Origin of the sequence: Phreatobacter cathodiphilus (assembly GCF_003008515.1) — a bacterium.
GTDB lineage: Bacteria > Pseudomonadota > Alphaproteobacteria > Rhizobiales > Phreatobacteraceae > Phreatobacter > Phreatobacter cathodiphilus.
Genome location: NZ_CP027668.1, coordinates 504188 through 529177, shown reverse-complemented (window position 1 = coordinate 529177; position 24990 = coordinate 504188). Strand labels below are relative to the sequence as shown.

General features: G+C 70.9%; 26 protein-coding genes. 9 read left to right on the top strand and 17 right to left on the bottom strand.

Features of this window, described 5'->3' with window-relative positions; translation table 11 throughout:
* Positions 1 to 17: 17 nt before the first annotated feature.
* From C6569_RS02630 to C6569_RS02590, 8 genes are all read right to left on the bottom strand, one after another.
* Complete coding sequence (locus C6569_RS02630) at positions 18 to 1586, bottom strand: recombinase family protein (protein ID WP_106747377.1); 1569 nt, start codon at positions 1584 to 1586, stop codon at positions 18 to 20.
* A 41-nt stretch (positions 1587 to 1627) separates the two neighbouring features.
* Positions 1628 to 2413 (bottom strand): phage portal protein, encoded by a 786-nt coding sequence (locus tag C6569_RS02625; protein ID WP_106747376.1) that lies wholly within the window; start codon positions 2411 to 2413, stop codon positions 1628 to 1630.
* Positions 2414 to 2445: 32 nt separating this feature from the next.
* Positions 2446 to 2814: a hypothetical protein gene (locus tag C6569_RS02620; RefSeq protein ID WP_106747375.1), complete on the bottom strand. Its 369-nt coding sequence runs from the start codon at positions 2812 to 2814 to the stop codon at positions 2446 to 2448.
* 63 nt (positions 2815 to 2877) lie between these two features.
* Positions 2878 to 3249, bottom strand: coding sequence for a hypothetical protein (locus tag C6569_RS02615; RefSeq protein ID WP_106747374.1), 372 nt, complete (start codon positions 3247 to 3249; stop codon positions 2878 to 2880).
* 1058 nt (positions 3250 to 4307) lie between these two features.
* Positions 4308 to 5567: a DNA-packaging protein gene (locus C6569_RS02605; protein WP_483878700.1), complete on the bottom strand. Its 1260-nt coding sequence runs from the start codon at positions 5565 to 5567 to the stop codon at positions 4308 to 4310.
* Positions 5548 to 6024 carry a hypothetical protein gene (locus C6569_RS02600; protein ID WP_106747372.1) on the bottom strand — a complete coding sequence of 159 codons (477 nt, stop codon included), beginning with the start codon at positions 6022 to 6024 and terminating at the stop codon, positions 5548 to 5550. The genes C6569_RS02605 and C6569_RS02600 overlap by 20 nt, the downstream gene beginning before the upstream one ends.
* Before the next feature lie 148 nt (positions 6025 to 6172).
* The gene (locus tag C6569_RS02595; RefSeq protein ID WP_106747371.1) at positions 6173 to 6364 is read right to left on the bottom strand and encodes a CsbD family protein; all 192 of its coding nucleotides are present in this window, start codon (positions 6362 to 6364) and stop codon (positions 6173 to 6175) included.
* A gap of 108 nt (positions 6365 to 6472) precedes the next feature.
* Positions 6473 to 8890: a heavy metal translocating P-type ATPase gene (locus C6569_RS02590; protein WP_106747370.1), complete on the bottom strand. Its 2418-nt coding sequence runs from the start codon at positions 8888 to 8890 to the stop codon at positions 6473 to 6475.
* A 130-nt stretch (positions 8891 to 9020) separates the two neighbouring features.
* On the opposite strand from C6569_RS02590, the gene C6569_RS02585 reads away from it, so the two are divergent.
* Positions 9021 to 9455: a MerR family DNA-binding protein gene (locus tag C6569_RS02585; protein WP_106747369.1), complete on the top strand. Its 435-nt coding sequence runs from the start codon at positions 9021 to 9023 to the stop codon at positions 9453 to 9455.
* A 259-nt stretch (positions 9456 to 9714) separates the two neighbouring features.
* Here the strand turns inward: C6569_RS02585 and C6569_RS02580 are convergent, their stop codons facing one another.
* A complete protein-coding gene (locus C6569_RS02580; RefSeq protein ID WP_106747368.1) occupies positions 9715 to 10152 on the bottom strand; it encodes a DUF1330 domain-containing protein in 438 nt (145 codons plus the stop codon).
* Between the two features lie 33 nt (positions 10153 to 10185).
* The gene (locus tag C6569_RS02575) at positions 10186 to 10677 is read right to left on the bottom strand and encodes a YcgN family cysteine cluster protein (protein WP_106747367.1); all 492 of its coding nucleotides are present in this window, start codon (positions 10675 to 10677) and stop codon (positions 10186 to 10188) included.
* Between the two features lie 161 nt (positions 10678 to 10838).
* Here C6569_RS02575 and C6569_RS02570 point away from each other — a divergent pair, with 161 nt between their 5' ends.
* The 3 genes from C6569_RS02570 to C6569_RS02560 are packed head-to-tail and all read left to right on the top strand — an operon-like array spanning position 10839 to position 14227.
* Positions 10839 to 13016, top strand: a complete 2178-nt coding sequence (locus tag C6569_RS02570) for a transglycosylase domain-containing protein (protein ID WP_245898217.1) — start codon at positions 10839 to 10841, stop codon at positions 13014 to 13016.
* A gap of 33 nt (positions 13017 to 13049) precedes the next feature.
* Positions 13050 to 13622 (top strand): DUF1214 domain-containing protein, encoded by a 573-nt coding sequence (locus C6569_RS02565; RefSeq protein WP_106747366.1) that lies wholly within the window; start codon positions 13050 to 13052, stop codon positions 13620 to 13622.
* Positions 13619 to 14227, top strand: coding sequence for a DUF1254 domain-containing protein (locus C6569_RS02560; protein ID WP_106747365.1), 609 nt, complete (start codon positions 13619 to 13621; stop codon positions 14225 to 14227). Before C6569_RS02565 ends, C6569_RS02560 begins: the two co-directional genes overlap by 4 nt.
* Positions 14228 to 14236: 9 nt before the next feature.
* Here C6569_RS02560 and C6569_RS02555 read toward each other — a convergent pair whose 3' ends face one another.
* Together C6569_RS02555 and C6569_RS02550 are read right to left on the bottom strand one after the other, a co-directional pair.
* Entirely contained in the window at positions 14237 to 15061 is an 825-nt protein-coding gene (locus tag C6569_RS02555) for a hypothetical protein (RefSeq protein ID WP_146144714.1), read from the bottom strand.
* 45 nt (positions 15062 to 15106) lie between these two features.
* The gene (locus tag C6569_RS02550; RefSeq protein ID WP_106747363.1) at positions 15107 to 15307 is read right to left on the bottom strand and encodes a hypothetical protein; all 201 of its coding nucleotides are present in this window, start codon (positions 15305 to 15307) and stop codon (positions 15107 to 15109) included.
* A gap of 203 nt (positions 15308 to 15510) precedes the next feature.
* On the opposite strand from C6569_RS02550, the gene C6569_RS02545 reads away from it, so the two are divergent.
* Together C6569_RS02545 and C6569_RS02540 are read left to right on the top strand one after the other, a co-directional pair.
* A complete protein-coding gene (locus C6569_RS02545) occupies positions 15511 to 16179 on the top strand; it encodes a hypothetical protein (protein ID WP_106747362.1) in 669 nt (222 codons plus the stop codon).
* Between the two features lie 84 nt (positions 16180 to 16263).
* Positions 16264 to 17364 (top strand): DUF2336 domain-containing protein, encoded by a 1101-nt coding sequence (locus C6569_RS02540; protein WP_146144713.1) that lies wholly within the window; start codon positions 16264 to 16266, stop codon positions 17362 to 17364.
* 6 nt (positions 17365 to 17370) lie between these two features.
* Here C6569_RS02540 and C6569_RS02535 read toward each other — a convergent pair whose 3' ends face one another.
* The 3 genes from C6569_RS02535 to C6569_RS02525 are packed head-to-tail and all read right to left on the bottom strand — an operon-like array spanning position 17371 to position 20214.
* Complete coding sequence (locus C6569_RS02535; protein WP_106747360.1) at positions 17371 to 17721, bottom strand: DUF1491 family protein; 351 nt, start codon at positions 17719 to 17721, stop codon at positions 17371 to 17373.
* Entirely contained in the window at positions 17721 to 18443 is a 723-nt protein-coding gene (locus C6569_RS02530; protein WP_106747359.1) for a peptidoglycan-binding domain-containing protein, read from the bottom strand. Before C6569_RS02530 ends, C6569_RS02535 begins: the two co-directional genes overlap by 1 nt.
* On the bottom strand, positions 18436 to 20214 hold the full coding sequence (locus C6569_RS02525; protein ID WP_245898216.1) for a sensor histidine kinase: 1779 nt from the start codon (positions 20212 to 20214) through the stop codon (positions 18436 to 18438). Before C6569_RS02525 ends, C6569_RS02530 begins: the two co-directional genes overlap by 8 nt.
* Before the next feature lie 367 nt (positions 20215 to 20581).
* Between C6569_RS02525 and C6569_RS02520 the strand changes: the two genes are divergently transcribed.
* Positions 20582 to 20929 carry a hypothetical protein gene (locus C6569_RS02520; RefSeq protein ID WP_106747357.1) on the top strand — a complete coding sequence of 116 codons (348 nt, stop codon included), beginning with the start codon at positions 20582 to 20584 and terminating at the stop codon, positions 20927 to 20929.
* Between the two features lie 47 nt (positions 20930 to 20976).
* Entirely contained in the window at positions 20977 to 21414 is a 438-nt protein-coding gene (locus C6569_RS02515; RefSeq protein WP_106747356.1) for a SufE family protein, read from the top strand.
* Here C6569_RS02515 and C6569_RS02510 read toward each other — a convergent pair whose 3' ends face one another.
* Complete coding sequence (locus tag C6569_RS02510) at positions 21415 to 22086, bottom strand: haloacid dehalogenase type II (RefSeq protein ID WP_106747355.1); 672 nt, start codon at positions 22084 to 22086, stop codon at positions 21415 to 21417.
* Between the two features lie 130 nt (positions 22087 to 22216).
* Here C6569_RS02510 and C6569_RS02505 point away from each other — a divergent pair, with 130 nt between their 5' ends.
* Positions 22217 to 23083: a branched-chain amino acid aminotransferase gene (locus tag C6569_RS02505; protein ID WP_106747354.1), complete on the top strand. Its 867-nt coding sequence runs from the start codon at positions 22217 to 22219 to the stop codon at positions 23081 to 23083.
* Positions 23084 to 23101: 18 nt separating this feature from the next.
* On the opposite strand, the gene C6569_RS02500 is transcribed toward C6569_RS02505, so the two are convergent.
* Positions 23102 to 24871 (bottom strand): hypothetical protein, encoded by a 1770-nt coding sequence (locus C6569_RS02500; RefSeq protein ID WP_106747353.1) that lies wholly within the window; start codon positions 24869 to 24871, stop codon positions 23102 to 23104.
* Between the last annotated feature and the right edge of the window lie 119 nt (positions 24872 to 24990).

The following is a 24990-nucleotide window of genomic DNA, read 5'->3' as shown; positions in this document are numbered from 1 at the left end:
CTACGGGACAAGGGTAGTCAGCGATTTGCTCGCCTGTCACGCATCGACGCGGCATAGAACACCGGCCCCCAGTCAAGATATGACCTGCCGCCCCCCTTCCACACGAACTCTATGTAGCCTCGGGGCTTACGTCGGGACGCCTCACGGTCGAAGTGGACAACGATGTGGTCCAGAACCTGGCGCAACTGCACTTGGATTCGGGGGGTGACCTCGCTGTCTTGGCTTTCCAGTAGGTCTGATAGGTCAGCGAGCCGCTTGAGCATCACTGGTCGAGCGGTGTCTCGGAACGCAGCGGTCAGCTCTGCCTGCTTCTCCTTCAATTCGGCTACGCCTTCGTTCACCTCTGCAAGCCGATCAACCAGTTGCGCTAGCGGGCGTTGAGAGATTGCCTCGACCAACCTCGCGGCCCGTCCCTGCATTTCACTCAAGGCATCCTCGACCGCCTCCAACTGCGCTGTGAGGTCATCATCATGGGTCGGGGCTTCCTCAATGAACCTCACAAAGTCGGCTCTCAGGGCGTCCTCAAGTACGGACTGACGGACGGTCCTGCATTCACAGGACTGGCCGAGCTTCGCGTTGTGGCAGACGAACACGTAGTAGAACGGTTTCGGGGGCTGACCCTTCCGCGCTCGGACCATCGGGCCTCCGCATTCCTCGCAGCGAACCAAGCCGGAAAACATCGAGGCGATGGTGCGGGGTGGTGATGCCCTCGGCTGATCAAGCGCCCGGACGGCTTCGTAGGTCTCTACGTCGATGACTGCCGGGAAATAGTTCCGGATGGGCTCCAACGGGATGCGTTTGCCCTCGACCATTCGATGGGGAACGAACGTGCCGATGACCGCAGGGCTTCGCAGCACCAGACGGACGTAGCTCCGGTGCCACCACTTTGCGCTTCCGAACGGCTTGATCCCTTCCTTGTTGAACAGCGAGGTGATCGCATGCTGCCCCTTTCCTTCAAGGGTAAGTGAGAAGATGCGCCGAACAATGGCGGCGCGCTCCTCAATCACCTTGAAATCCTTACCCGACCGCTCCAGCCAAGCGGGGACTAGAGAGGTGATCGCCTCGCCATCAAGGGCCCTTTGGCGCTTCCTGTTCCAGTCCGCCTTGATCCGTTGGGACTTCGTCTCGCTTTCCTCGTTCGCCCGGATCATCTCCAGCAGGCTGATCAATAGGTCGGTAGGGTTCGCGTTCACAGTGGCCCGGGAGTACTCGCGAGGAGTGCCCTTCAAGGTCACAAGAGTGATCCCGGCGTTGACGATTTGCAGGAATGTCGCCTGAGCATCGAGGATTGCCTCGCGGGACACCCGGTCTAGGCTCTCGACCAGCAGGTAACTTCCCTCCGGGATGATCTCCTCCTCGACCGCATCAAGAAAGGCTCTCAGGGCTCCCTTGCGACGGTTCTTGCCGGAGTAGGCCGAAACTCCCAGGTCCTCGAAGGTGGTGGTGCGGTCAAGGTCGAGTCCGCGTACCCGGCAAAAGTCTTCGGCAAGGGCCGTCTGGCGACGATAGCTGTCGCCTTTGCCCTGCTCCACCGTCGAGAAGCGCAGATAGCTGTAGGCCTTGGGTCGGGGCGTGGTCTGGTGCATGTGATCCTCGTCGGGGCATCAATACCCTCGGAGTCTTTGGATCACAATTGCTTCCAGTCGAGCCCGCCCTCCAGCAGCAGGGGGCGGCCGGCATTGCGGCTTCCCGAGAAGCTGTCGGCGAGTTCGGCCTTCAGCCGCTCGTACTGGTCCTCGGACAGGGTGCCGTCGCCGCCGGAATAGACGAGGGCCCCCGACGGCCGCGCGGCATTGTCGAGCAGCGCCTTGGTCCAGGCGGTGGCGGCGTTGTGGATGTCGATGGCGGCCGCGGCCGCGGCCAGCGGCGCCAGGCCGAAATGGTCGTCGAAGGGATGCGGCAGGGTGAGGTGGAGGACCGGCGGCACCGCGCCCTCCTGCCCGAAGCGCAGCGACCGGCCGTCCACCTCATAATCGTAGGCCGCGGGCCGGCCGTCGCCGCCGGGCACGAGGCGCATGCGGTCAGGGCGCAGAACGTGCAGCTCGCGCACCCGGCCCTCGACGCTCACCGCCTCGACATAGGCATTGCCGGTGAGGAGCAGGTGCGTCGCCAGCATCTCGGCAAGCGCCACGCGGTCCTGGCCCTCGTTGGGGCGCTCGATCAGCAGCGCCGCCGGATGGGCAGAGGCATCCGACCCTCCCTCCGTGAACTGGAAGGGGATCTCGGCTGCGGCGCGGGCGACGCGGGCGACGGCGCGGGCGGCGACCGGGTTCTTCGCCAGCGCCTCGCCATGGAAGCGCTTCGGCTCGGGCGAGGACCAGGCGGGCCGGCCGAGCGGCGACAGCGCGACGAGGGCGGCCGTGCGCGACCGCTTCGCCTCGGGAGCGCCGAGGAGACGGGAGAGGAAGGACATGGGGGGCTCCGCGTGGGGGCGGGGTGAAGGAGTCAGTCGAGGCCGATGATGACCTTGTCGGGCCATTCGGGATGGCTCAGCCAGATCGAGATGCGGGTCAGGTCTCTGGCCGACGGCATGGTGACAACCACCTCATCCAGGACGTCCCTGACCAGAACGCGACCACCGGGGGTCCTGAGCATCGAGGTGAAGTCCGGCGGACGGCCCGGATCAACATCGGTGTGGTCACCGAGGAGCACGTCGGTCGGGCCATCCTGTTCGGGATAGGCCTTGACGATGATGCAGTCGGGCGTGGCCCAGGCGGGCGCGGTCGGCGGGTCGACAACCGGAATGTTCGAGGCGGGGCGATCCTCAATGAAGAGGATCGAGTTGATCGGGGACGTCGAGACGCTTCGCTTCATTCCGGGGGTCCTCTGTCGTGTGCTTCTCGGCCTCCAGTCCATATCGAACCGCGGGTGGCGAATTCAGCCGAGGCCGATGATCACCTTGTCCGACCAAACAGGCCGGCTGAACCAGAGGCTGACCCGCGTCGTCGCGTCCGGGACAGCAACGGCGAAGACCTCGGTGTCGTCGACTTCAACGACTCGGATGAGGCGTGACGGGGTGGGGATCTCCTTGACGAATTTCGGCTCACGACCGGGATCGACCTCGGCGCGGGAGCCGATGACGACTTCCGTCTCAAATTCCGGGTCTCCACTGAGCAGGAAACTGATGGTGGTGGCCGTGGCGCAGGCCTGGCGGGCGAAGTCGTCAGGCTGGAAGATCGGCGGCTCGCCGCCGGCAGCATCTTCGAGGAACAGGACGGGATTGGGCGGGCATACTCTTGCGGTCTGCATCAGAAGCCTCCGCGACGCTGAATTCCTCGGACATAGCCACCTTGAGCCGCACTACACGCCGCACATTGTGGGAAAATTTCCTGCGGCTGGCCTGGTGGGTTGAGGGCTGTATTCCGTTGATGATCGGCGATCCAGCGCTCAAAAAGTCCCCCAGGATGCCTAACTCCGCAAGTGTGACACCCGTCACGATCGCCGAAAAACTGCAACCGTTCACGTTCGGGGCGGTTTAGCGCCCGATCAACGGGTGCGGGAAACGATTCCACTGCAAAGCGCCCTGGGCCGTTAACGCCGTATCGGATCAACTCAGCTTCTCAGGCTTCAGCTCTCGCCGCGACGTCCCTCCAATGCTCGATCTGCCCCTCAACGGTAGCCGTGAGGCTCTTCGGACCTGGCCAAGTGGGGTCGCGCAGCCTGACTCTTGCTACGATAGCATCTGCTCTTGCCTGCAGAACCGCGATTACTGCGAGTTGCGCCGGCGTGGCCTGAGACAACGGCGTGCCGCGGCGCATCGTCATCTCGCGCGGCGATGAGCCGCCGCCGTTGGTCCACTGGCCGCCGTCCGGGCTCCCGGCCGGGACGCGCGGCTGGTCGGGGTCGTAGCGACGGTGCAAGCGCAGCGCCGTCTTGAGGACGAGGATGTCCCAACGAAGATCCGCGATAGCGCGCCACAGGCGCACAGGGGCAATCGCGCTGCGGGGGTCCCCCCCCCCGGCACGCCCAGAAGGCTGCGGTGTCATGAGGCCTCCGAAGCGGGCCGATGCAGGGGGGCAGAAGGGCGCCGGAGGGCAGCGGTCGGCGCGGCACGTGTCAGCAGGCGATTGGCGAGGCGCGCTTGAAGCCTCACCCGCACCCTCCCCTCTGCCGAGGGGAGGGAGACTATGGCGTCGCGTAGGTTTGGCGCCGTCGGGCCAGGCCCGACCCGCGATCGCCATCGGGTTCGTCAGCGCGCGTACTGCGTCAGCGAGTCTATCGCAGGACGGCGATGCCGATCCCCCCTCGCCAGAGGGGAGGGTCGGGGTGGGGCATTCCCGACATCTCGGAGCGATGGGGACAAGCCCCTAAAGCCCCCTCACCCGCGCTTCCGCCCGAGGCCTGAGCGCCAGATGCGTCACCGCCCAGACCAGCGCGTCGAGCCGGTCGGGGCTGCGGCCGTTCGACAAGCCGTCGGGGCCGAAATCGGCGAGCTCGTCCTCCAGCGCCGGGAACCGCCCGGCGTGGCGGACGCGACCCTGCGCATAGAGGGCGGCGACCGGCTCGGCGCGCAGGTGCTTGGAGCGCGCCGCCCTGACCGGCGTCACCGGCACGTCGGGCGCCACCTCGCCGATCACCGCGGCCACCATGTCGCCGCCCTGGTTGACCTCGACGACGAGCGCGTCGGCGTCGAGCCTGCGGTAGAGCGTCGCCGCCCTCCCCGCCCATTCGTGCGGTTTGAGCCCCTCGGCACTCACATCCGCCAGCACGTAGACGGTGCCCTCCGCGTCGATGCCGCAGGCGACGATGCCGCAGGCATCCGCCCCCTTGCGGTGGGAGGCGGGAGGATCGACCGCCACGGCGATCCGCTTCAGCGTCGGCGCCGCACCCACCCTTTGGGCCTCGATGGCCTCGCGGGAGAACAGCGCCCCCTCGCGGTCGTCGATCAGTTCGCCGTCGAGTTCCTGCCGGCCGAGCCGGGTGCCGGCGTAGCGCGCCATCAGCGCCTTGACGATGCCCGGCGCGAGATTGGCGGCGTTCGCCGCGGTGGCCGAGCGCGTCACCACCGTGTCCGCATCGGCGAGCAGGCGGCGCATGAGCGGCGTCGCCCGCGGCGTCGTCGTCACCATGGCGCGCGGCCGCTCGCCGAGGCGGAGCGCGAAGCTGAGCATGTCCCAGGTCGCCTCGGCCTGCACCCATTTGCCGGTCTCGTCGGCCCAGGCGGCGTCGAATTGCGGACCGCGCAGCGCCTCCGGATCCTCCGAGGAGAAACCGTGGGCGACGGCGCCGTTGGGCCAGACGAGGCGGCGGCGCGAGGGCTCGAAGCGGGGCCGCTCGGCCGGAAAGCCGCAGGCTCTCAGCCCCGAGACCCCCTCCACCATGACCTCGCGGACCTGGTCGATGGTCTCGCCGACGAGGGCGATGCGGCCGGCCTTAGGGCCGAAGCCGTCGCGGCCGTGGACGATGCCGTGCACCCATTCGGCGCCGGCGCGGGTCTTGCCGGCGCCGCGGCCGCCGACGAAGGCCCAGACTCGCCAGCCGCCGCGCGGCGGCATCTGTTCGGGGCGTGCGAAGGCGGGCCAGAAGGCGCGGAGACGGGCGATCTTCTCAGGCTCGAGGGCCGCGATCCGGTCCGGGCTTGCCCGGATCAAGTTCCGCCGCAAGCGCCTCAGCCCAGGCGTCGGCGTCCACAGGCGCGGTGACGGCGGCATCGGCTTCTCCGGCATTGTCGCGGACGGCGAGGGCCTTGCGGTCGAGGGTGGCGAGGCGGTCGAGGGTGGCGGCGAGCGCGCCGAGGCGGCGGGCGGCGGTGGCCGAGGGGCCGCCGAGGCTCGCTTCCACCGCCTCGATCTCGCGCTCGGCGGCGGCGAAGAGGCGGCGCACCAGACGCGGCCGCTCGGGACACTCCGCGAGCCCAGGGCAGGGCTTGCCGGCATGGGAGGGCTCGGGCGCGGCGGGAGCGGTTGCGGGCACGGTCGGTGCCGGGCCCGGCAGCGCGGCGGCGACGGTGGCGGCCGCGCCCCGCCGGGTGGCGGGAGGGGCGAGCGCCGCCGTCTCGGGGCTGGAGCGGTTGGCAGGGGTCAAGGCGGGCCTCCGTCGGCGGGCCGGACGAAAAACGCCCGGCCGGGGTTTCCCCGCCGGGCGCAATTCTCGAACATGACGAAAACCTAGCCGACCAGCGTTACGCTGTCAAGGCTTATTTTCTCAGAATCGATTTATTTTCCGTCGCAAGTCAGGCCTTGTCGACGACGTTCTTCACGGCGTCCTTGGCGTCGCCCTTGGCCTGCTGGGCCTCGCCCTTGATTTCCTGCATCTTGCCCTTGGCCTGCATTTCCTTGTCGTCCATGGCCTTGCCGACGCCCTGCTTGGCGTTGCCCATGGCCTCGTTGGCCATGCCCTTGATCTTGTCGCCGGTGCTACCCATCAAACTTCTCCTCGGTGGTCGAACTGATGGACGAACAACCGGCGGGCCTGGGAATCGTTCCCTCACGGAGCCGTGATCCGACGGGCGGTGGGCGCCGCGTCGCCGCCGTCACCCCAGCTTCGCCGCCCGGAGCCGCAGCGCGTTGCCGATGACGCTGACGGAGGACAGCGACATGGCGGCGGCAGCGATCATCGGCGAGAGCAGCAGGCCGAAGGCGGGATAGAGAAGGCCCGCCGCCACCGGCACGCCGAGGGCGTTGTAGGCGAAGGCGAAGACGAGGTTCTGGCGGATGTTCGACATGGTCGCCTCGGAGAGCCGCCGGGCCCGGACGAGGCCGAGGAGATCGCCCTTCACCAGGGTGATGCCGGCGCTCTCCATGGCGACGTCGGTGCCGGTGCCCATGGCGATGCCGACATCGGCGGCGGCCAGCGCCGGCGCGTCGTTGACGCCGTCGCCGGCCATAGCTACGACGCGGCCCTCGGCCCGGTAGCGCTCCACTACGGCCGCCTTGCCCTCGGGCAGCACGTCGGCCTCCACCGCGGCGATGCCGAGCTGGCGGGCCACCGCCTCGGCGGTGATGCGGTTGTCGCCGGTCAGCATGACGATGCGGATGCCCTCTTCCGCCAGTGCCTTGAGCGCGGCCGGCGTCGTCTCCTTCACCGGGTCGGCGATGGCGATGATGCCGGCGAGCTTGCCGTTGACGGCGGCGAAGATGACGGTGGCGCCGTCGCGCCGCAGCTCGTCGGCGAGCGGGGCAAGGGCCGAGACGTCGACGGACAGGTCCTTCAGGAAGGCGGCTGAGCCGAGGGTGACGCGCTTCCTCTCCACCATGCCGTAGGCGCCCTTGCCGGCGGGAGAATCGAAGCCGAGCACCTTTGGAACGGCGATGGCGCGGGCCTCGGCCTCGCGGACCACCGCCTCGGCCAGCGGATGTTCGGAGGGCTTCTCGACGGCCGCGGCGAGGCGCAGCACCTCGTCCTCCTCGAAGCCGTCGGTCGTGACGACGGCGGTCACCGCCGGCCGGCCCTCGGTCAGCGTACCGGTCTTGTCGACGATGAGGGTGTCGACCGACTCCATCCGCTCCAGCGCCGCGGCGTCGCGGATCAGCACGCCGGCCTCGGCGCCGCGGCCGACGCCGACCATGATCGACATGGGCGTGGCGAGGCCGAGGGCGCAGGGGCAGGCGATGATCAGCACCGAGACCGCGGCGACCAGGGCGAAGGCGAGCTGCGGCGGCGGGCCGAACAGCGCCCAGGCGGCGAAGGCGACGACCGCCACCGCCAGGACCACCGGCACGAACCAGCCGGCGACCCTGTCGGCGAGGCGCTGGATCGGCGCCCGCGACCGCTGGGCGGTGGCCACCATCTGGACGATCTGGGCGAGCAGCGTGTCGCGGCCGACCTTCTCGGCTGCTATCACGAGGCCGCCCGAGCGGTTGAGCGTGCCGCCGATGGCGCGGTCGCCCGGCTCCTTGGTCACCGGCATGCTCTCGCCGGTCACCATGCTCTCGTCGACCGCCGAGCGGCCCTCGGTGACGCGGCCATCGACCGGCACCTTCTCGCCAGGCCGGACGCGCAGATGGTCGCCGACCTGCACCTCCTCCAGCGGCACCTCGGCCTCCGCGCCGTCGGCGGCGATGCGGCGGGCAGTCTTTGGGGCGAGATCCAGCAGGGCGCGGATGGCGCCGGAGGTGGCGTCGCGGGCCCTCAGTTCCAGCACCTGGCCGAGCAGGACGAGGACGGTGATCACCGCCGCCGCCTCGAAATAGACCGCAACCTCGCCGTGATGGTCGCGGAACGCGGCGGGGAACAGGCCGGGCGCCAGCGTCGCCACCACCGAATAGGTCCAGGCGACGCCGGTGCCGATGGCGATCAGGGTGAACATGTTGAGATGGCCGGTGACCACCGACTGCCAGCCGCGGACGAAGAAAGGCCAGCCGGCCCAGAGCACGACGGGCGTGGCGAGGGCGAGCTGCACCCAGCTCGACCAGCCGTGCGGCAGCGGGTTCCAGCCAAAGAGATGGCCGCCCATCTCCAGCACGAAGACCGGCAGGGTGAGCACGAGGCCCGCCCAGAACCGGCGGGTCATGTCGATCAGCTCCTCGTTCGGGCCGGCATCGGCCGTCACCACCATCGGTTCGAGGGCCATGCCGCAGATCGGGCAGGAGCCGGGGCCGACCTGCTGGACCTCCGGATGCATCGGGCAGGTGAACATCGTGCCTTCCGGCACGGCCTCGGCGGGCGGCGCGCTCGCCGGGTCGAGATAGCGCTCAGGGTCGGCGCGGAACTTGGTGACGCAGCCGGCGGAGCAGAAATAGTGCTCGACGCCGTGCAGGGTGGTCTTGTGCGGCGTCGTCGCCGGGTCGACCGTCATGCCGCAGACGGGGTCGATCACCTTGCCGTCGGCCGGCGCCGGATGGCCTTGGTCGTGGTGGGCGTGGCCGTGGTGGGCGTGGTCGTGATGATCGTGGTCGTGGTGCTTGCCGCCGCAGCAGCCGCCGGACGCCTTGGAATCGTGAACGGTCATGACCGGTCTCCTTCACTCTTGCGGCGAGCTGTAATCCTTCCCATCATTGGAAGGTCAAGCGGGCGATGGGCCGTCATGGACCGAACCCGCGGCGCCCCGCATTGATCCAGAGCACCGCGAGGGAAAGCGCATGAACATCGGCCAGGCCTCCGCCGCCTCCGGCGTCTCCGCCAAGATGATCCGCTACTACGAATCCATCGCGCTGCTGCCGGCGGCGGGCCGGCGCGACAGCGGCTACCGCGACTATGGCGAGGAGGACGTCCACCGCCTCTCCTTCGTCCGGCGGGCCCGCGACCTCGGCTTCTCCATCGAGCAGATCCGCTCGCTGCTGGCATTGTGGACGGATACCGGCCGGTCCAATGCCGACGTCCGGGCCATCGCCCGCACCCATCTGAAGGAGATGGAGGAGCAGGCGCGCAAGCTCGCCGACATGATCGGCACGCTGAAGGCGCTGGTCGGCTCCTGCGAGACCGGCCCGCGGAACACCTGCCCGATCATCGAGGAGCTCGGCGACCACAAGCCCGCGCCGGCGGCGCCGGTGAAGGCGCGGCGACGGGTCGCCTGAGGGGCGCGCCGACGTCGATGAGGGCGCGGAGCGGCATCGACAATCCTCCGCACGCCATCACGTCATGCCCGGGCTTGTCCCGGGCATGACGGGAGAGGGCCCCGCCCTCTCACGCCGCAGCCTCCAGGTAGGCGCTCGTTCCCTACTGGACCCCCTTCCCTCGGCCTTCGGCCTCGCCGGGGGTGACCGGTGCGGACGTTAGGCGGGCGAGATGACGTGGAGGCTCGGTCGGCGAGCGGAACGGAGCCGCCACTCCCCCTCACCCCTCCTCGCCGAATCCCTCGCCCGGCTTGCCCGGCGCCATGCGGATGAGGCGGGAGGTGGCCACCGCCGCCTGCCGGTGCTTCACCGCCTCGCGGTAGACCGGGTCGCGGATCATGTCGATGAAGGCCTGGCCGGAGGGATATTCGGCGATGAAGGCGATGTCCCAGCGCTCCGCCTCCGGCCCGATCAGGGTGAGGTCCGGCCGGCCCGACCAGACGATGCGGCCGCCGAGGCGGCGGAAGACCGGCCCGCTGTCGCGGCCATAGGCGGCGTAGGCCTCGCGGCCCGTGGCGGTGCGACCGTCCGCATAGGTCGCCTCAGGCTTCAGCTTCACGAGGTTGAGCATGTGGACCGGCTCATCGCGTGGCAGGTCCTTGAACAGGGCAAAGCGGTCCTTGGTCGGATCGACGTGGCCCGGCGTCTCGTCAGTCATGGCGGTTCCCTCCCCTCAAGGTGCCGGAACCGATCATGACCCGGCGGGGGCGACATCCTGATTCGGCCATTCGGCCAGATGGTGTTCGAGCTCCTGAAGCTCGGTCAGCTCATGCTCCCAGGCGGTGATGCGGCCGCGCACCGAGGCGCCGGCGACGTGGACCGTGTCCGGATCGCCGGAGACCAGCGGATGCCACCAGTAGAGATCGCGGCCCTCGGCCACGAGCCGGTAGGCGCAGGTCGGCGGCAGCCAGGAGAGCGAGCGCACCTCTTCCGGGGTCAGGCGCACGCAGTCCGGCACCTTCTCCTGCCGGCCGGGATAGTCGCGGCAGCGGCAGGCCTCGCCGTCGAGCAGGGTGCAGGCGACGGAGGTGAAGTGGATCTCGCCGGTGTCCTCGTCCTCGAGCTTGTTGAGGCAGCAACGGGCGCAGCCGTCGCACAGGCTCTCCCACTCCGCCTCGCTCATGGCCTCGAGCGATTTCACCCGCCAGAAGGGCGCTGTCTCGCCTGCAACGTCGTCGACCATCGGCGGGGTCTCCTGGCGGCGGCGCGGAGGGGGTTGAGGAGCGCGCCCGGTAACCCTGTTGGCAGAGAATGGTGGACGCAGTGCGGCGCCGTTGGCTCGCCCTGCCGATCTCCGATATGGTAAGCCAATCGTCAAGAGCTTGCCCGAAAGGGGTGCCCGGCTTGAGCGATCTCACTCCCAGCGGCGGGTGGGGCAGCGCCCTGAAGCGCGTCCTCCTCGACCTCGACGCCCGGTTGAACGACGGGGCCTGGCGCCTCGCCGGGGCGATCGGCCGTGGCTGGGAGAGGCTCGCCGACCTCGCCGACCGGGTGCAGGTCTATGGCTGGAAGCGGGTCGGCGCGGAGATCGCCTCGGAGGGCATGACTCTCGGCACCGGCGGCCTCGTGGTGCTGCTCATGCTCGCCATGCCAGCCTTCCGCGAGACCGAGGACGACTGGCGCAAGCGCTCCGAGCTCTCCGTCGTCTTCCAAGACCGCTACGGCAACGAGGTCGGCCGCCGCGGCATCCGCCACAACGATTCGGTGCCGCTGGAGGAATTCCCGGACCATCTCATCAAGGCGGTGCTGGCGACCGAGGACCGCCGCTTCTACGAGCACTACGGCATCGACCTGATCGGCACGCTGCGCGCCATCGCCACCAATGCCCGCGCCGGCGGCGTCGTGCAGGGCGGCTCGACCCTGACCCAGCAGCTCGCCAAGAACCTGTTCCTCACCAACGAGCGCTCCATCGAGCGCAAGATCAAGGAAGCCTTCCTCGCCCTGTGGCTGGAGTCGCGGGCGACCAAGAACGAGATCCTGAAGACCTATCTCGACCGGGCCTATATGGGCGGAGGCGCCTTCGGGGCGGAGGCGGCCTCGGAATATTATTTCGGCAAGTCGGTGCGCGACGTGACGCTGGCCGAGGCCGCTCTCCTGGCCGGCCTGTTCAAGGCGCCGACGCGCTTCGCCCCGCACGTCAACCTGCCGGCGGCCCGGGCCCGGGCCAATACCGTGCTCGACAACCTGGTCGAGGCCGGCTTCATGACCGAGGGCCAGGTGTTCGGCGCCCGCCGCAACCCCGCGACCCCCGTGGACCGCCAGGACGAGGCGGTGCCGAACTATTACCTCGACTACGCCTTCGAGGACGTGAAGCGTCTGGTGGCGGCGACGCCCTCGCTGGTGGACCGGGTGCTGACGGTGCGCACCGGCCTCGACCTCACCATCCAGAAACAGGCCGAGCTCTCCGTCGAGGCGATCATCCGCCAGTACGGCTCCGACTACGGCGCCAGCCAGGCGGCGGCGGTGGTGATGGAGGTGGACGGCACGGTGCGCGCCATCGTCGGCGGCCGCGACTACGGCGCCAGCCAGTTCAACCGCGCCACCGAGGCCATGCGCCAGCCGGGCTCCTCGTTCAAGCCGATCGTCTACGGCACGGCGATGCGCGAGGGCCTCATCAACGGCCGCTCGGTGGTGGTCGATCGTCCCATCTGTCTCGGCAACTGGTGCCCGCAGAACTACGGCCGCAGCTTCTCCGGCGCCACCACCGTCACCTCGGCGCTGGTCCGCTCCATCAACTCGATCCCGGTCATCCTCACCCAGCAGATGGGCCGCGGCGACAGCCGCGTCGGCCGGCAGAAGATCATCGCCACGGCCCGGGAGATGGGCATCACCCGCCCGCTGACCGATTCCGCCCCCCTGCCCATCGGGGCGGCCGAGGTGACGCTGGTCGAGCTCACCACCTCCTATGCGACCTTCGCCTCGGGGGGCCTCAGCGTGCAGCCGCACGCCGCAGTCGAGATCCGGAACTCCTCCGGCGAGCTCGTCTGGCGCGCCGACCGCGACATGCCGCAGCGCCGGCGGGTGTTTTCCACACAGGTGGCGACCGACATGAACGGCATCCTGGTGGGCGTCGTCGAGTCCGGCACGGGCCGGCGGGCGCAGGTCCAAGGCGTGCAGGTGGGCGGCAAGACCGGCACGACCAACTCCTACCGCGACGCGCTGTTCGTCGGCTATTCGAGCCAATTCGTCACCGGCGTCTGGTACGGCAACGACGACTATTCCCCGACCAACCGCATGACCGGCGGCTCGCTGCCCGCCATGACCTTCTCGCAGATCATGACCGCGGCGCATCAGGGCCTCGAGCGCAAGCCGATCCATGGCCTGACGATCGGGCCGCAGCCGGTGCCGGGCGTTCCCGCCGGCACCCAGACGCCGATGGCCGGCGTGCCCGACCGGCCGCAGATCCTGTCACGCTCCTCACTGGAGGTGCTCGGCCGCATCGACACGCTGCTGCGGGACGCCGCGGACACCCTGCGCACCGGTCCCCTGTCGGCACGGCCGGCGGGATCGGTGCTGCGCTGACCGGCCGGCCCGCCGTGGGGGACCATTGCTGACATGCGTGCGCTTCCCGGCCTCCTCCTGGCGCTCGGCATCGGCGCGGTGACGGGCCTCGGGCTGACCGCCCTGTCGGTCGGCCGGAGCACCGGGGCCGGCACGCTGCGCATCGGCCCCTGGCTCGCGACGCCGAAGGCGGGAACGCCCGAGGCCGATCCCTATGCCCGGGCGGTGACGGCCCGGCTCGGCACCCTGCCGCTGGCTCTCGCCGACGGCCTCGCCCTCGTCGCCGACCAGGACAGCACGGGCGCCGCCATCGACGGACGCTGCACCTATCGCGTCACGGGAAGCGTGCCGCCGGCCCGGTTCTGGACGCTGGCGGCGGCCCGCGCGGATTTCGCGCCCGTCGTGGAAGAGGGCCTGCGTCAGGGCTTCACCAGCTACGAGATCGTGCGGCAGTCGGAGGTGGCGACGGACGTCGTCGTGGCGCCGGAGGCGCGGCCCGGCAATTGGCTGCCGTCGGGGGGCGTGCCGGACCTGCGTCTCATCCTCCGCCTCTACGACACGCCGGTCGCCACGACGATCTCCGCCGCCACCGTGCTGCCCACCATCAGCCGGGTGAGCTGCCCATGATGCGCCTCGCCGACATCGCCCTGCGGCGGCTGCGTCGCCTCCTCGGGGTGCTGCCCTGGGTCGTCGCCGGCCTGCTGCTCGGCGTCGCGGTGCACATCCTGTCGGTCTTCGCCCTGCCGCGCCTCGCCCCCGACGATGCCCGGTCCCGGCTCGCCGGCGTCACCGAGGTGAACCGGCTGACCACCCTCTCCGGGCGCGGCGCCGTGGTGCTGCCGCTCGCCGACCCCGCCTTCGAGACGGCCGTGTGCCGCTTCGACCTCTCGGCGGGGCCGCTCCACGTCCGGGCGCCGGTGACGCCGCACTACACCGCCATCGCGCTCTACACCGCCACCGGCATCGCCTTCGGCGCCATCAACGACCGGGCGGCGACGCGGCGCACCCTCGACCTCTTCGTGGTGACCCAGGCGCAGCGGCGCGAGCTCTCCACCGACGAGGACGAGACGGCGGCCGACAACCTCATCCTCGTGTCGCCGACCACCGAGGGTTTCGTGCTGATCCGGGCGCTGGCGGTGCAGCCGAGCCTCGCGCCGATCGTCCGCGAGCAGCTCGCGGCGCAGTCGCTGTGCGAGATCCTGACGCCGGAACAGGCGCCCACGACGCAGTGAGGGCCGCCCCTACTTGCTGATGATCACCTCTTCCGGCGGCGGCGAACGCGGGTAGTAGCGCGGCGGCGCCTGTTCGACGCCGATGGAGCCGCGCGCCGGCAGCACGGCGCAGAGCCGGTCGAACTCGCGGATGTCCTCTTCGAGGCCGCGCAACTCGCGCTCGGCCATCACCGCGTCGTGTTCCGGCGTCGCGACGATCTGGGTGTTGAGGGCGCAGCGATAGGCGTCGGCATGCTGGCGCAGGCCGTGGCGCACCCAGGCGATGATGGTGCGGTTCTCGGCGATGCGGTCGCGCGCCGAACGGACCTGGACGGGGGTCAGCGTCGGAATATAGCCGAGCGCACCCTCGCGCACCCGGTCGGCCTCGAGCACCTCCCGCGCCTTCTCGCAGAAGGGGCGGATGCGCTGGCGGTCGGCGCGCATGTCGTCCGTCATCCGGATGAAGCGCGCCCGGGACGAGCGGTAGGCCTCCCGCTCGAGGGTGCGGCAATAGCCACGCGGGTCGGGATCGTAGCGGACGGGATCGCCGATGCGGGTGCGCCTGAGCTCGGCCCAGAACTGGTTCCAGCGGTCGAGGGGGTGGGTCGGCATCATCAGGCCGTAGCCCATCTGCCGCATCTCGCGCTCGGCGTCGGTGAAGGCGTAGCCCGAGACCGGCTCGTCGCGCAGGCGGGCGGCATGGCCGCCGGCCCAGGGCATGATCTCGTCGTTGAGGACGTTGGGCGCGGGACGGCCGAGGTCGCCCTGCGGCGCGCAGGCGGCGAGGAGGAGCGCCGCCGCGGCGAGGGCGAGCCGGGCGGGGGCCGGCAGTCGGGACGGGCGCGCCAGAGGCATGCCGAGGCCTTCCATCAGAGGGAGCGGCCCGTTCTCGGGATCGGTTCAGGCGCTCCTGCGCCCACGCTTCGGCCGGTCGCCGCCCTTGAGGGGCGGATCGACGGTGAGGACCGGCGGCGCGGGAAGGTCGTGGCGCTCGACGCGCACCACGGGGAGCACCAGGATCTGGCCGCTTGCCCCCGGATCGTCTGCGGCCGGGCGCAGCAGGCGCCGTCGTTCGAGCGGAAAGCGAAGCACTGCACCCATCTCGTCCTCCTTTTGCGCCTGCCCTCCAATGCGGCCATGCCCGGCGACAATCCGCCGACGCGCAGGGCCGACTTAACAGCGCTCATGGTTAACGACCGGTTACCCGCCATCGCGTCGTGGCACGGCTGCCCCGCCCCTCTCCCGCTTGACCCGCAGGCCGCCTGAAGGCCGGATCGGCCGGAGCACCGGAACCCGGATCCGCCATGGCAGAGCCCCTCGCAGAAGTCCCGCTTCTCTACGTGGTCGAGATCGACCTGCCGGAGGGCGCACTCGCGACCTTCTGCGACTGGTACGCCAACGTCCACGCCCCCCATCTCTACGAGGCGGGCTTTTCCACCTGCACCTCCTACCGGGCGGTGCGCGGCGGACTCGGGATCGTCGACGTCTATCAGGCGCCGGGCTGGTCGGTGTTCGAAAGCGCCTCCTTCGCCCGCTACCGGCGGGTCGCCGCCGCCGATCCGCACCTGCCGGCCTTCATGGTCGGCCTCCCCAGCATCCGCACGCCCTATGTCGGCGCGCCGAGAGCTGCGGATGAGCCGCTGGCCGCCGACTGGCTGACCGTGCTGCGCTTCGACGGCGCGGGCGGCGCGCTGCAGGCGGTGGCCGACTGGCTGGCGGACGGCGGGCAGCCGCTGCTGGCGGAGTGGGGCGTCGGGCGCGCCCGGCTGCTCACCCGCACCCGGCCGGCGCCGACCGGCAGCTCCGACCGGCCCTCCGCCGCCCTCGTTCTGGAGAGTTCCCGCGACCCCGGCGCGGCGCTTCCCGGGGATGCGCCGGCGGCGCTCCGCCACGCGCCGGGACCGCATTTCACCGGCCGCCGGCTCTATCCATGGCCGGACGATCCGGCGCTGCTCGCGGGCCGCAATCGTTAACGCGGTCTTTCCACTAACGGACTGCTAACGAGTTCGTTCGTATTGTCGGCAACCGTTCCTCCGCCCTCCGGTCGCCGCCCTTTCATGACGTCCCAGAGTCTCCCCAGCGTCCAGCGATTGATCGGCCTCGCGCGATCGAACGGCATCGACGTCAGGCCGACCCTGCTGCGGGTGATCGTCGACCAGTTTGTCGCCGAACGCTCCCATCCCGCGGCGGAGGTCACCCGGTTCGGCGAACTGGTGGTCAACCTCCTGCCGAAGGCGAGCGAGGCCGACCGCGCCGTCGTCGCCGCCAAGCTCGCCCGCCACCGGCAGACCCCGGCCGTCGTCGCCCGGCGGCTGGCCGCCGACAGCGGAGCGGTGGCGCGGCCGATCCTGACCCATTGTCGCGCCCTGTCGGACGACGATCTCTTCCTCGCCGTGCGCTCCGGCGATCCGGAGAAGGCGCTGGCCGTGGCCGAGCGCGAGGATATCGGCCTCGCCGCCCTGGTGGCGCTGGAGGCCATGGACGAGCCCGCCGTGAAGGCGGCCCTCGCCGCCCGCGTCGGCCGCCCGGCCCCGTCCCTGCGCGAGCCTCTCCTGGCTTCTCCCACCGACCTCGGCCGTCGCTTCCTCGCCGCCTCCACGGCCCAGCGCGAAACCATGCTCGCCGACCTCGCCATGTCGCAGCCCGCCCTGCCGCCGGGCCTCGGGCCGCGCGGCGGCGCTCCGACGCAGGAGCGCGGCCGGGAGATCGAGGTCGCCGCCCTGTCCCGTCGCGACGGCGCCCTCGGCGACGCCGTCGCCCGCGCCCTCGGCCTCGACCGCGCCACCGCGGCGCGCATCACCGGCGATCCCGGCGGTGAGCCGCTGGTGGTGGTCGCTCGCGCCCTCGACCTCGGCCGCGAGGCGACGACGCGCATCCTGCTCTTCGCCCACGAGGCCATCGGCACCTCGGTGGAGCGAATCGGCGCCCTCGCCGCGCTCTACGACGCCGTGCCCCGCGGCGTGGCGGTGACGCTGGTCCGGTCTTTCCAGGAGGTCGCCCCCGCCGCTCCGGCCAGGCCTGCCCGACACCAGCCGGTGCTGGCGCCCGACGCCTCGGACCGTGTCGGGGCGCGCCAGGCGTCGACCTCGGCCGCGCGCCCGGCGCAGCGATCCCCGGCGGCGCGACCGGCCGCGACGCGGTTGCCGAAGGGCTCCTGAGGCCGGTCAGGTCCGGGCGAGATCGACGAAGGCGCGGCCGTCACGGTCGTCCACGTCGACGATCCACAGATCCGGATCGAAGCGGGTCTCGCGCTCCAGCTTTTCGGCCACCCTCATCTCCTCGACGAAGACCTCCGGCCAGGCCGGCACGAAGAGCCGGTCGGTCGGGCGACCGTCGTCGAAGGCCGATTGCGGTGCCTGCAGATAGAGGGCGACCAGCCGGTCGGCGGCGCGCGACACCGTGACGGCGATGGCGCCGGCCTCGGCATTGCCCCGGCGGCGGAGCGTGGCGAAGCCGCCTTCGAGGCCGACGCGGCGGATGAAGGCGGAGACCCAGAAGTCCGAGGTGACCCGCATCAGCGGCGGGCGCCGGAACTCTCGGCGGCGATGAGGTCGCCGATGGAGCGCTCGCGGGGCGCCGGAGCGGGGCGCGGCGCCGGCACGGCGCGCGGATCGCGGGAGATGAGGTCGGCGATGGTCTGCGGCCCCAGGGGCGGCCTCGCCGCCGCCTGGGGAGCCGCCGCAGCGGGCCGGGCCGCCGCCGGCTGGCCGCGGCGCAGGCGGGCGAGCAGCGCTTCGGTGGCCTCGCCGGTGGCGGCGAGGCGCGCCTCCGTCTCGAAGCGGCGGATGGCCGCCTCGGTCTTCGGGCCGGAAACCCCGTCGACGGCGCCGTCATAGAGGCGGCGCCGCTGCAATTCGCGCTGCACGTCGGCGACGATGTCGGATTTGCTGCGCGCCGCGGCGGCAGGGGCTGCGGCGACCGGCTGCGGCTCGCTCGGCCGCTGCGCGATGCTGGCGGTCTGCTGCACGTCGGCGGGGCGCGGCGCAGGGGCGGGAGCCGGCTGGATCACGGCGGCGGCGAAGAGCGGCGCGGGATGGGGGCCGGTCTGGCGCAGCAGGGCGTTGCCGACGATGCCGGCCGCGACGAAGCCCATCAGGGCCAGGGCGAGGCGGTCGCCCGGGCTACGGCCCATGATCTGGCTCCAGACGGAGGCGCGCGGCGCCTCGTCGTCCATCTCCATGGAGGAACGCCCGCGGCGGGGACGCAGGTCCTCGTCGTCATAGGTCGCGTCACGCAATTTTCCGTCCCTCCTGGATCGTCTCCGCCGGGGGCGTGGCGGGGGCCAGCGGCAGCGACGCCACCTGGCCGTGGGTCTCGCAGTCCATCGGCATGCGCAGCGTCACCCGGGTGCCCCGGCCGAGCTGCGACGTGATCTCGAAGCGGCCGCCATGCAGTTCCGCCAGGCCCTTGACCACCGACAGGCCGAGGCCGGTGCCGTCATAGGGCCGGTCATAGCTCGAGCGCGCTTGGAAGAAGGGGCTGCCGATGCGCGGCAGGTCCTTGGCGGCGATGCCGATGCCGGTATCCGTCACCGAGAGCGACAGCCAGGAGCCGTCGCGGCGCAGGCCGATGGTCACCGAGCCGCCGGGCTTGGTGAACTTGACGGCGTTGGAGACGAGGTTGAGCAGGATCTGCCGGTAGGCGCGCTTGTCGCCCACCACCTCTTCGACGCCCTCGGGAACCTCTGCGCTCAGCGTCACGCCGGCGCCGCTCGCCTTCAGGTTCATCATCTGCACGCACTGGGCGATCAGCGGCGGCAGGGCGAAGGGCTCGGGCGTGATCTCGAAATGACCGCTCTCGATCTTCGACATGTCGAGGATCGAGTTGACGAGGTTGAGCAGGTGCTCGCCGGAATCGCGGATGAGCGTCGCATATTCGTGGCGGCGCGCCTGGTCGAGGCGCATGGCCTCCTCGTGCATCAGCATCTCGGAGAAGCCGTTGATGGCGTTCAGCGGCGTGCGCAGCTCGTGGCTGACATTGGCGAGGAAGCGGCCGCGGGCCTCGTTCGCCCGGTCGGCCTCGTCGCGGGCAGCCTCGACGGCGGCCTCGTGCCGCTTGCGCTCGGAAACGTCGCGCAGGACCGAGACCACCTGCTGGCCGTCGCCGCCGGCACCGGCGAGCGGGCGGCAGCGCATCTCCATCCAGATGAAGCCGGTCTGCCCCTCCGCCACGTCCTCGCGGCGCAGCCGGAACTCGGCCGATGCCTCGATCTGGCGGGAGGCGGCGATGGACAGGGCGTTGAGATAGGCCGGACGGTCGGCGACATGGACGCGGTCGAACAGGCTCTGGCCGTGCAGGCCGTAGGAGGGCACGCCGACGACCCGCTCGGCGGCGGGCGAGGCGAAGACCACCGCGCCGTTGCGGCTGTGGCAGGTGATGAGGTCGGTCATGTTCTCGGCGAGGAGCCGGTAGCGCTGCTCGCCGACGGAATGGACCTCCTCGCCCGCACGGCTCACCATCACGGCGGAGAGCGCGAGGCCGACGGCATAGACCACGGCGGCGAAGGCGGAGGCGAACCCGGCCACGGCGAGCTGGGTGGAGCCGAGGCCCGAAGGCGTCAGCACGCCGCCGAGCTGGAGGGCGCCGATGAGGCCGACGGCGCCGACGACCATGGCGCCGGCGCTGTGCACGACCCGGCGCGATCCCGACAGGACCGCTTCCGCCGGCACGAGGGCGAACCAGATGACGATGAAGGAGGAGAGACCACCGGACAGCAAGGCGATGATCGAGACGATGCCGGTCAGGGCCGCCGCCGAGAACAGGTGCGCCTGCTGGTAGGCGCCGGTGCGCGACAGGAAGGTGGCGATGGCGATGGGCAGCACCAGCCAGCCGAAGGCGATGGTCTCGACGAGGCCGGGGACGCCCTGGAAGGCGAGGAAGAGCGGCAAGGCCGAGAGGGCGACCAGGCCCGGAATCAGGCGGGTGGCGATGAAGGCCCTGTGGCGGGCGAACACGACGGGATCCACGGTCGCGGCCGGATGAACCAGACCGTCGAGATAGGATCTCACCGAACCGATCAACGCGCTTTCACGCAACGCACTCACCCCGAAACGCGGCGTCCGCCGTTCTCAATGCACTCAGGATTGCAGCCCCGCATGAAGGAAACGCTAAGTCGGCGCGCCTGCCGGCACGGGCGATGGACGGTATTTGCGTTTCGTCCTTCATGGTGAAGAAAGGCTTGCCGGCAACCGGCCCGGACGATCCCGACAATTTGCATAAACCTTAACCGAGATTCAGGCGGGTTTCCGGCGGATTCACCCTCTCCGCCAAGGCCGTGTTCACAGGTTGCGCCGATGATCGGCCACGACCGGAGCGGTGCCCTCGAGGCGACAACGACCGCCCGGATACAGGGCTCCAGCGACCGGAAACGGCGTCATGTCATTCCTCTTCAAGGCCGCCTTCTGGCTCGGCCTCGTCTTCTATGTGCTGCCCCCGTCGGCGCCTCTGCCGCCCTCGGCGACGAGCGAGCTGCCGTCCGGCGGGCAGGTGGCGAACGCGGTGATCCGCGGTGCCGTCCAGCTCTGCCGCGACAATGCCGAGACCTGCGCCCGCGGCGTCGGCGCCGTCACCGAGACCGTGCAGCGCGAGGTCATCGGCGAGGCCGTGCCTGCCGCCCGGGACACGCTGGTGCCGGCCGACCTGCAGGTGCCGTTCGGCGGCCTGGCGGTTCCCCCGGGTGCCGCGCCGAAGCGGGCGCCGCTGCCGCCGCGCCGGCCGGCCTGACGCGCGCGGCGCTTTGTTTCGGCGCCGCCCCGTCCTATATCCCGGGCATGAGCCAGCTTGCCGCGCCCGCCATCGACGAGATCAAAGAAGCCTTCGCCCTGATCGACGACTGGGAGGAGCGCTACCGCTACCTCATCGACATCGGCAAGGCCCTGCCGCCGCTCGCGCCCGAGCAGCGCAGCGAGGAGAACCGGGTGAAGGGCTGCGCCAGCAACGTCTGGCTCGTCACCCATGTCGAGCGGCCCGGCCCCGATGCGATCATGCGGTTCGAGGGCGAGAGCGACGCCCACATCGTCAAGGGCCTGGTCGCCCTGACCCTCGCCTTCTATTCCGGCCGCCCGGCCCGCGAGGTGGCGAGGGACGACGCCTTCGACCTGTTTCGCTCCTTCGGCCTCGAGCAGCACCTTACCCCGCAGCGCTCCAACGGCGTGCGCTCGATGATCGACCGCATCCGCCGCGACGCGGCGGCAGCGATGTCCGCCTGATCAGGCGACGAGCGTCGGCTGCAGTCCCGCGAGATCGGGCAAGGTCGCCACCGGGTCGGCGCCGGGATATTCGTTGGGCATGCCGGTGCGGTTGACCCAGACCGGCACGAAGCCGAAGCGGGCGGCGCCCGCCACGTCCCAGCGGTTAGACGAGACGAAGACGACGTCGCCGGCGGAGGGGACGCCGAGCGTTCCTTGCGCATGGGCATAGACGGCCGGCACGGGCTTGTAGGCGCCGACGTCCTCCACCGTCACCACCGCGTCCAGCAGCGCGCCGATTCCGGCGGCGGCGATGGCCTTGTCGACCATGGCGCGGGTGCCGTTGGTGAAGATGGCGGTGGTCTTGCCCGCCGCCTTCAGCCGGCCGAGGGCGGGCGCGACGTCGGGATAGGCGTCGAGCGTCTCGTAGGCGGCGAGCAGCGCCTGCCGCAGGACGGGGTCGGCGACGCCGTGGCGGGCCAGCGCGAAGTCGAGGCCGCGCCCGGTGAGGGTCCAGAAGTCCTCGAAGCCGCCCATCATGGTGGTGATCCAGGAATATTCGAGCTGCTTGGTCCGCCAGAGCTGGGAGACCGGCCCGGCGAGGGGCCCCAGCGGCGCGCCGGCGCGCTCCACGGCGGCATGGACGTCAAACAGCGTGCCGTAGGCGTCGAACATGAAGGCGGTGGCGGGCATGGTGTCGTCTCCCCCAAGGTCATCGTTGCCGAACCATCGCATCCTCGCGCGGCAGGGATCACCACAATTCATGATGACGGCGGCCGCTGCCACGCTAAATTCCGCCTCCCCCCGCCGGAGGAGATGCGCGATGACGAGCTGGTCGAAAACCTGGACCTATGTCGACGGCGATTGGCTCGAGGGCAATCCGCCGCTGACCGGGCCGCGCAGCCACGCCTTCTGGCTCGGCTCCTCCGTCTTCGACGGCGCCCGCATCTTCGACGGCAAGATGCCCGACATGGACCTGCACGCGGCGCGCCTGAACCGCTCGGCCGTGGCGCTCGGGCTGAAGCCCACCATGGGAGCGGAGAGCATCGTCGGCCTCGCCCGCGACGGTGCCAAGAAGTTCGACGGGTCGGTGCCGCTCTACGTCAAGCCGATGTACTGGGCCGAGGGCGATGGCCCCAGCGCCATCCTGCCCGACCCGGAGACGACGCGGTTCTGCCTCTGCCTCTACGAAGCGCCGATGGGCGCGCCCACCGGCATGTCCATCACCCTGTCCAAGTTCCGCCGCCCGACCATCGAGAACGCACCGACCGATTCCAAGGCCGGCTGCCTCTATCCGAACAACGGGCGGGCGCTGCGCGAGGCCAAGGCGCGCGGCTTCGACAATTGCCTCGTCATGGACATGGTGGGGAACGTCGCCGAGACCGCCACCTCCAACATCTTCATGGCCAAGGACGGCGTGGTCTACACGCCCATCCCCAACGGCACGTTCCTCAACGGCATCACCCGCCAACGCACCATCGCCCTGCTGCGCGAAGCGGGCGTCACGGTCGTCGAGCAGAGCCTGCGCTATGCCGATTTCGAGACCGCCGACGAGATCTTCTCCTCCGGCAACTATTCCAAGGTCGTGCCGGTGACGAAGATCGACGACCGGGCGCTGCAGCCCGGCCCGCTCGGTCGCAAGGCGCGCGAGCTCTATTTCGACTATGCAGCCGCCGGCCCGCACGTCTGAGGCGGGGACCGGCGGCCTTCAGCCGCCGACGTGGGCGCGGAAATCCTTGAGCGAAGCGAAGCGGGTGGTGCCCTCGGCAAGGTCCGCCTCGATGCTGCCGTCGCCATAGAGGCGGAATGAAATCCCGGCGATCACGCCCTCGCGCAGCAGTGGCGGCGCGGGCGGCGGCGGAGGCGTGGCGATCACCGGCTCCTGACGCGGCGCCGGTGTCGGCTTCGGCTCGAAGATGTCCTTCAGATCGTCCATCAGCGAGGCTGCGGGGTCGGCCGGCTTCTTCGGCGCCAGGATGTCGTTGAGCTCCGGGAAGTCGCGGGCGAGCGCCGCCATGGCGTCCTCGCGCGGGGCGGGGGCGGGAGGCGGCTCCGGGTCCGCACGCAGGGGCTCGGGACGGACGAGCTCCGGACGGCGCGGCGTCACGACCACCGGCGGGGCCACCGGAGCGGCGGGCGGCGGCTCGGCGGGAGCGATCGCGACCGGAGGCGCCTCGACCGGAGGCGGCGGCGGGCTCGCCAGCGAAGCCTGCAGCGCCTTTTCCAGTTCCTCCTCGATGGAGAGCTGGGCCGGCTCCGGCTGCGGCTCCGGCTGCACCTCGCGCAGCGGCTCGGGTCGGCGGGGCGGGACGATGTCCGGGGCGGCGACGGGCCGGGAGATGGTCTCCCGCAGCCGTGCCATGAAATCGTCGGCATCGGGCAGATCCGGCGGCTCGGCTGCGGCCGCGGCCGGCGCGGCCTCGTCGCGCTGGTCGGCATCCTCCTCAGCCTCAGCCTCCGCGATCTCCGGCATCTCGGCCGCAGGCTCCGGGCGATGCAGCGGGGAGGGGATCGGCTCCGGCTCGGCGGGAGCGCGGGCCTCGGCCGCCGAGGCGCCGAGCAACAGGCGCTCGAGCGAGGCCATGGGGTCGGCGAGCTCGCCGTCGGCCGGCGCCTGGGGCGCGAGATCGGCCTCCGCCGCCTTCACCTCTGCCTTCATGTCCTCGACGGCATGGACGAGTTCCGGGTCGTCCTCGGGACGCGGCGGGGCCTTGTCGGCGCCCCTGCCCTCGTCGAAGGCGGGCTCCTCGTCGCTCAGGTCCTCCATCGGCTGGGCCACCGGCGGCGGCGCGGGGCGGAGCGACGCGACGATGGGCTCGACCCGCACCGGTTCCACCACCGGCGGCTCGACGACCGGGGTGGGCTCCGGCGCCTTCTCGGCGCCGCGCGCCTCGACCGGAGGGGTGGCGGAGGCGAGGCCGGCGGCCGCCGCAAGTCCGGCGGTCGCGGCCGCCGCGAAGGGTGCCTGGGCGGTCAGCGGCGGCAACCCGAAACTCTGGCGCGAGGGCGGCGTCGGCGCGGCCGGTGCCGAAACAGGCGGAGACGGCGGGGGCGGCGGCGCCATCAAGGCGTCTTCCAGCCTGTCGAGGGCGATCTCGCGAGGCGGCGCGGCGATGGGTGCCGGCGCGGTCGTCACGGCGGGTGCCGGTGCGGCCGTCACGGCCGGTGCAGCCGTCACTGCGGGTGCGGGTGAGACCTCCTCGACCGGAGCCCTGTCGAAGGGCTCGGCGAAGTCCTCGCGCAGCGGGGCGGAACCGCCCAGCCCGATGCGCAAAGCGTCGAGCTTCGCCGCGACCATACCGAGCTGGTCGACGACGGCGGCGAGGCCGAAGAGGACGATGCCGGCGGCGGCGATGACGGCGCCGACGATCATCACCGTGTTGCCGAGGCTCAGCAGGGCCGGGTTGGTGCCCCAGTAGAGCGTCACCACCCCGATCAGCGCCAGCAGCGCAGCCGCCACCTTCAGCACGAGGGCCATGGATCGTCCTTTCACCCGCGCGGACGACGAGGTCCGCTCCCGGCTACCGTAGAGCCGACAAAAAACGACCTATAGAAGGCAGGTCGTCAGATTCTCGCAACTACACCACGCCATGGCAG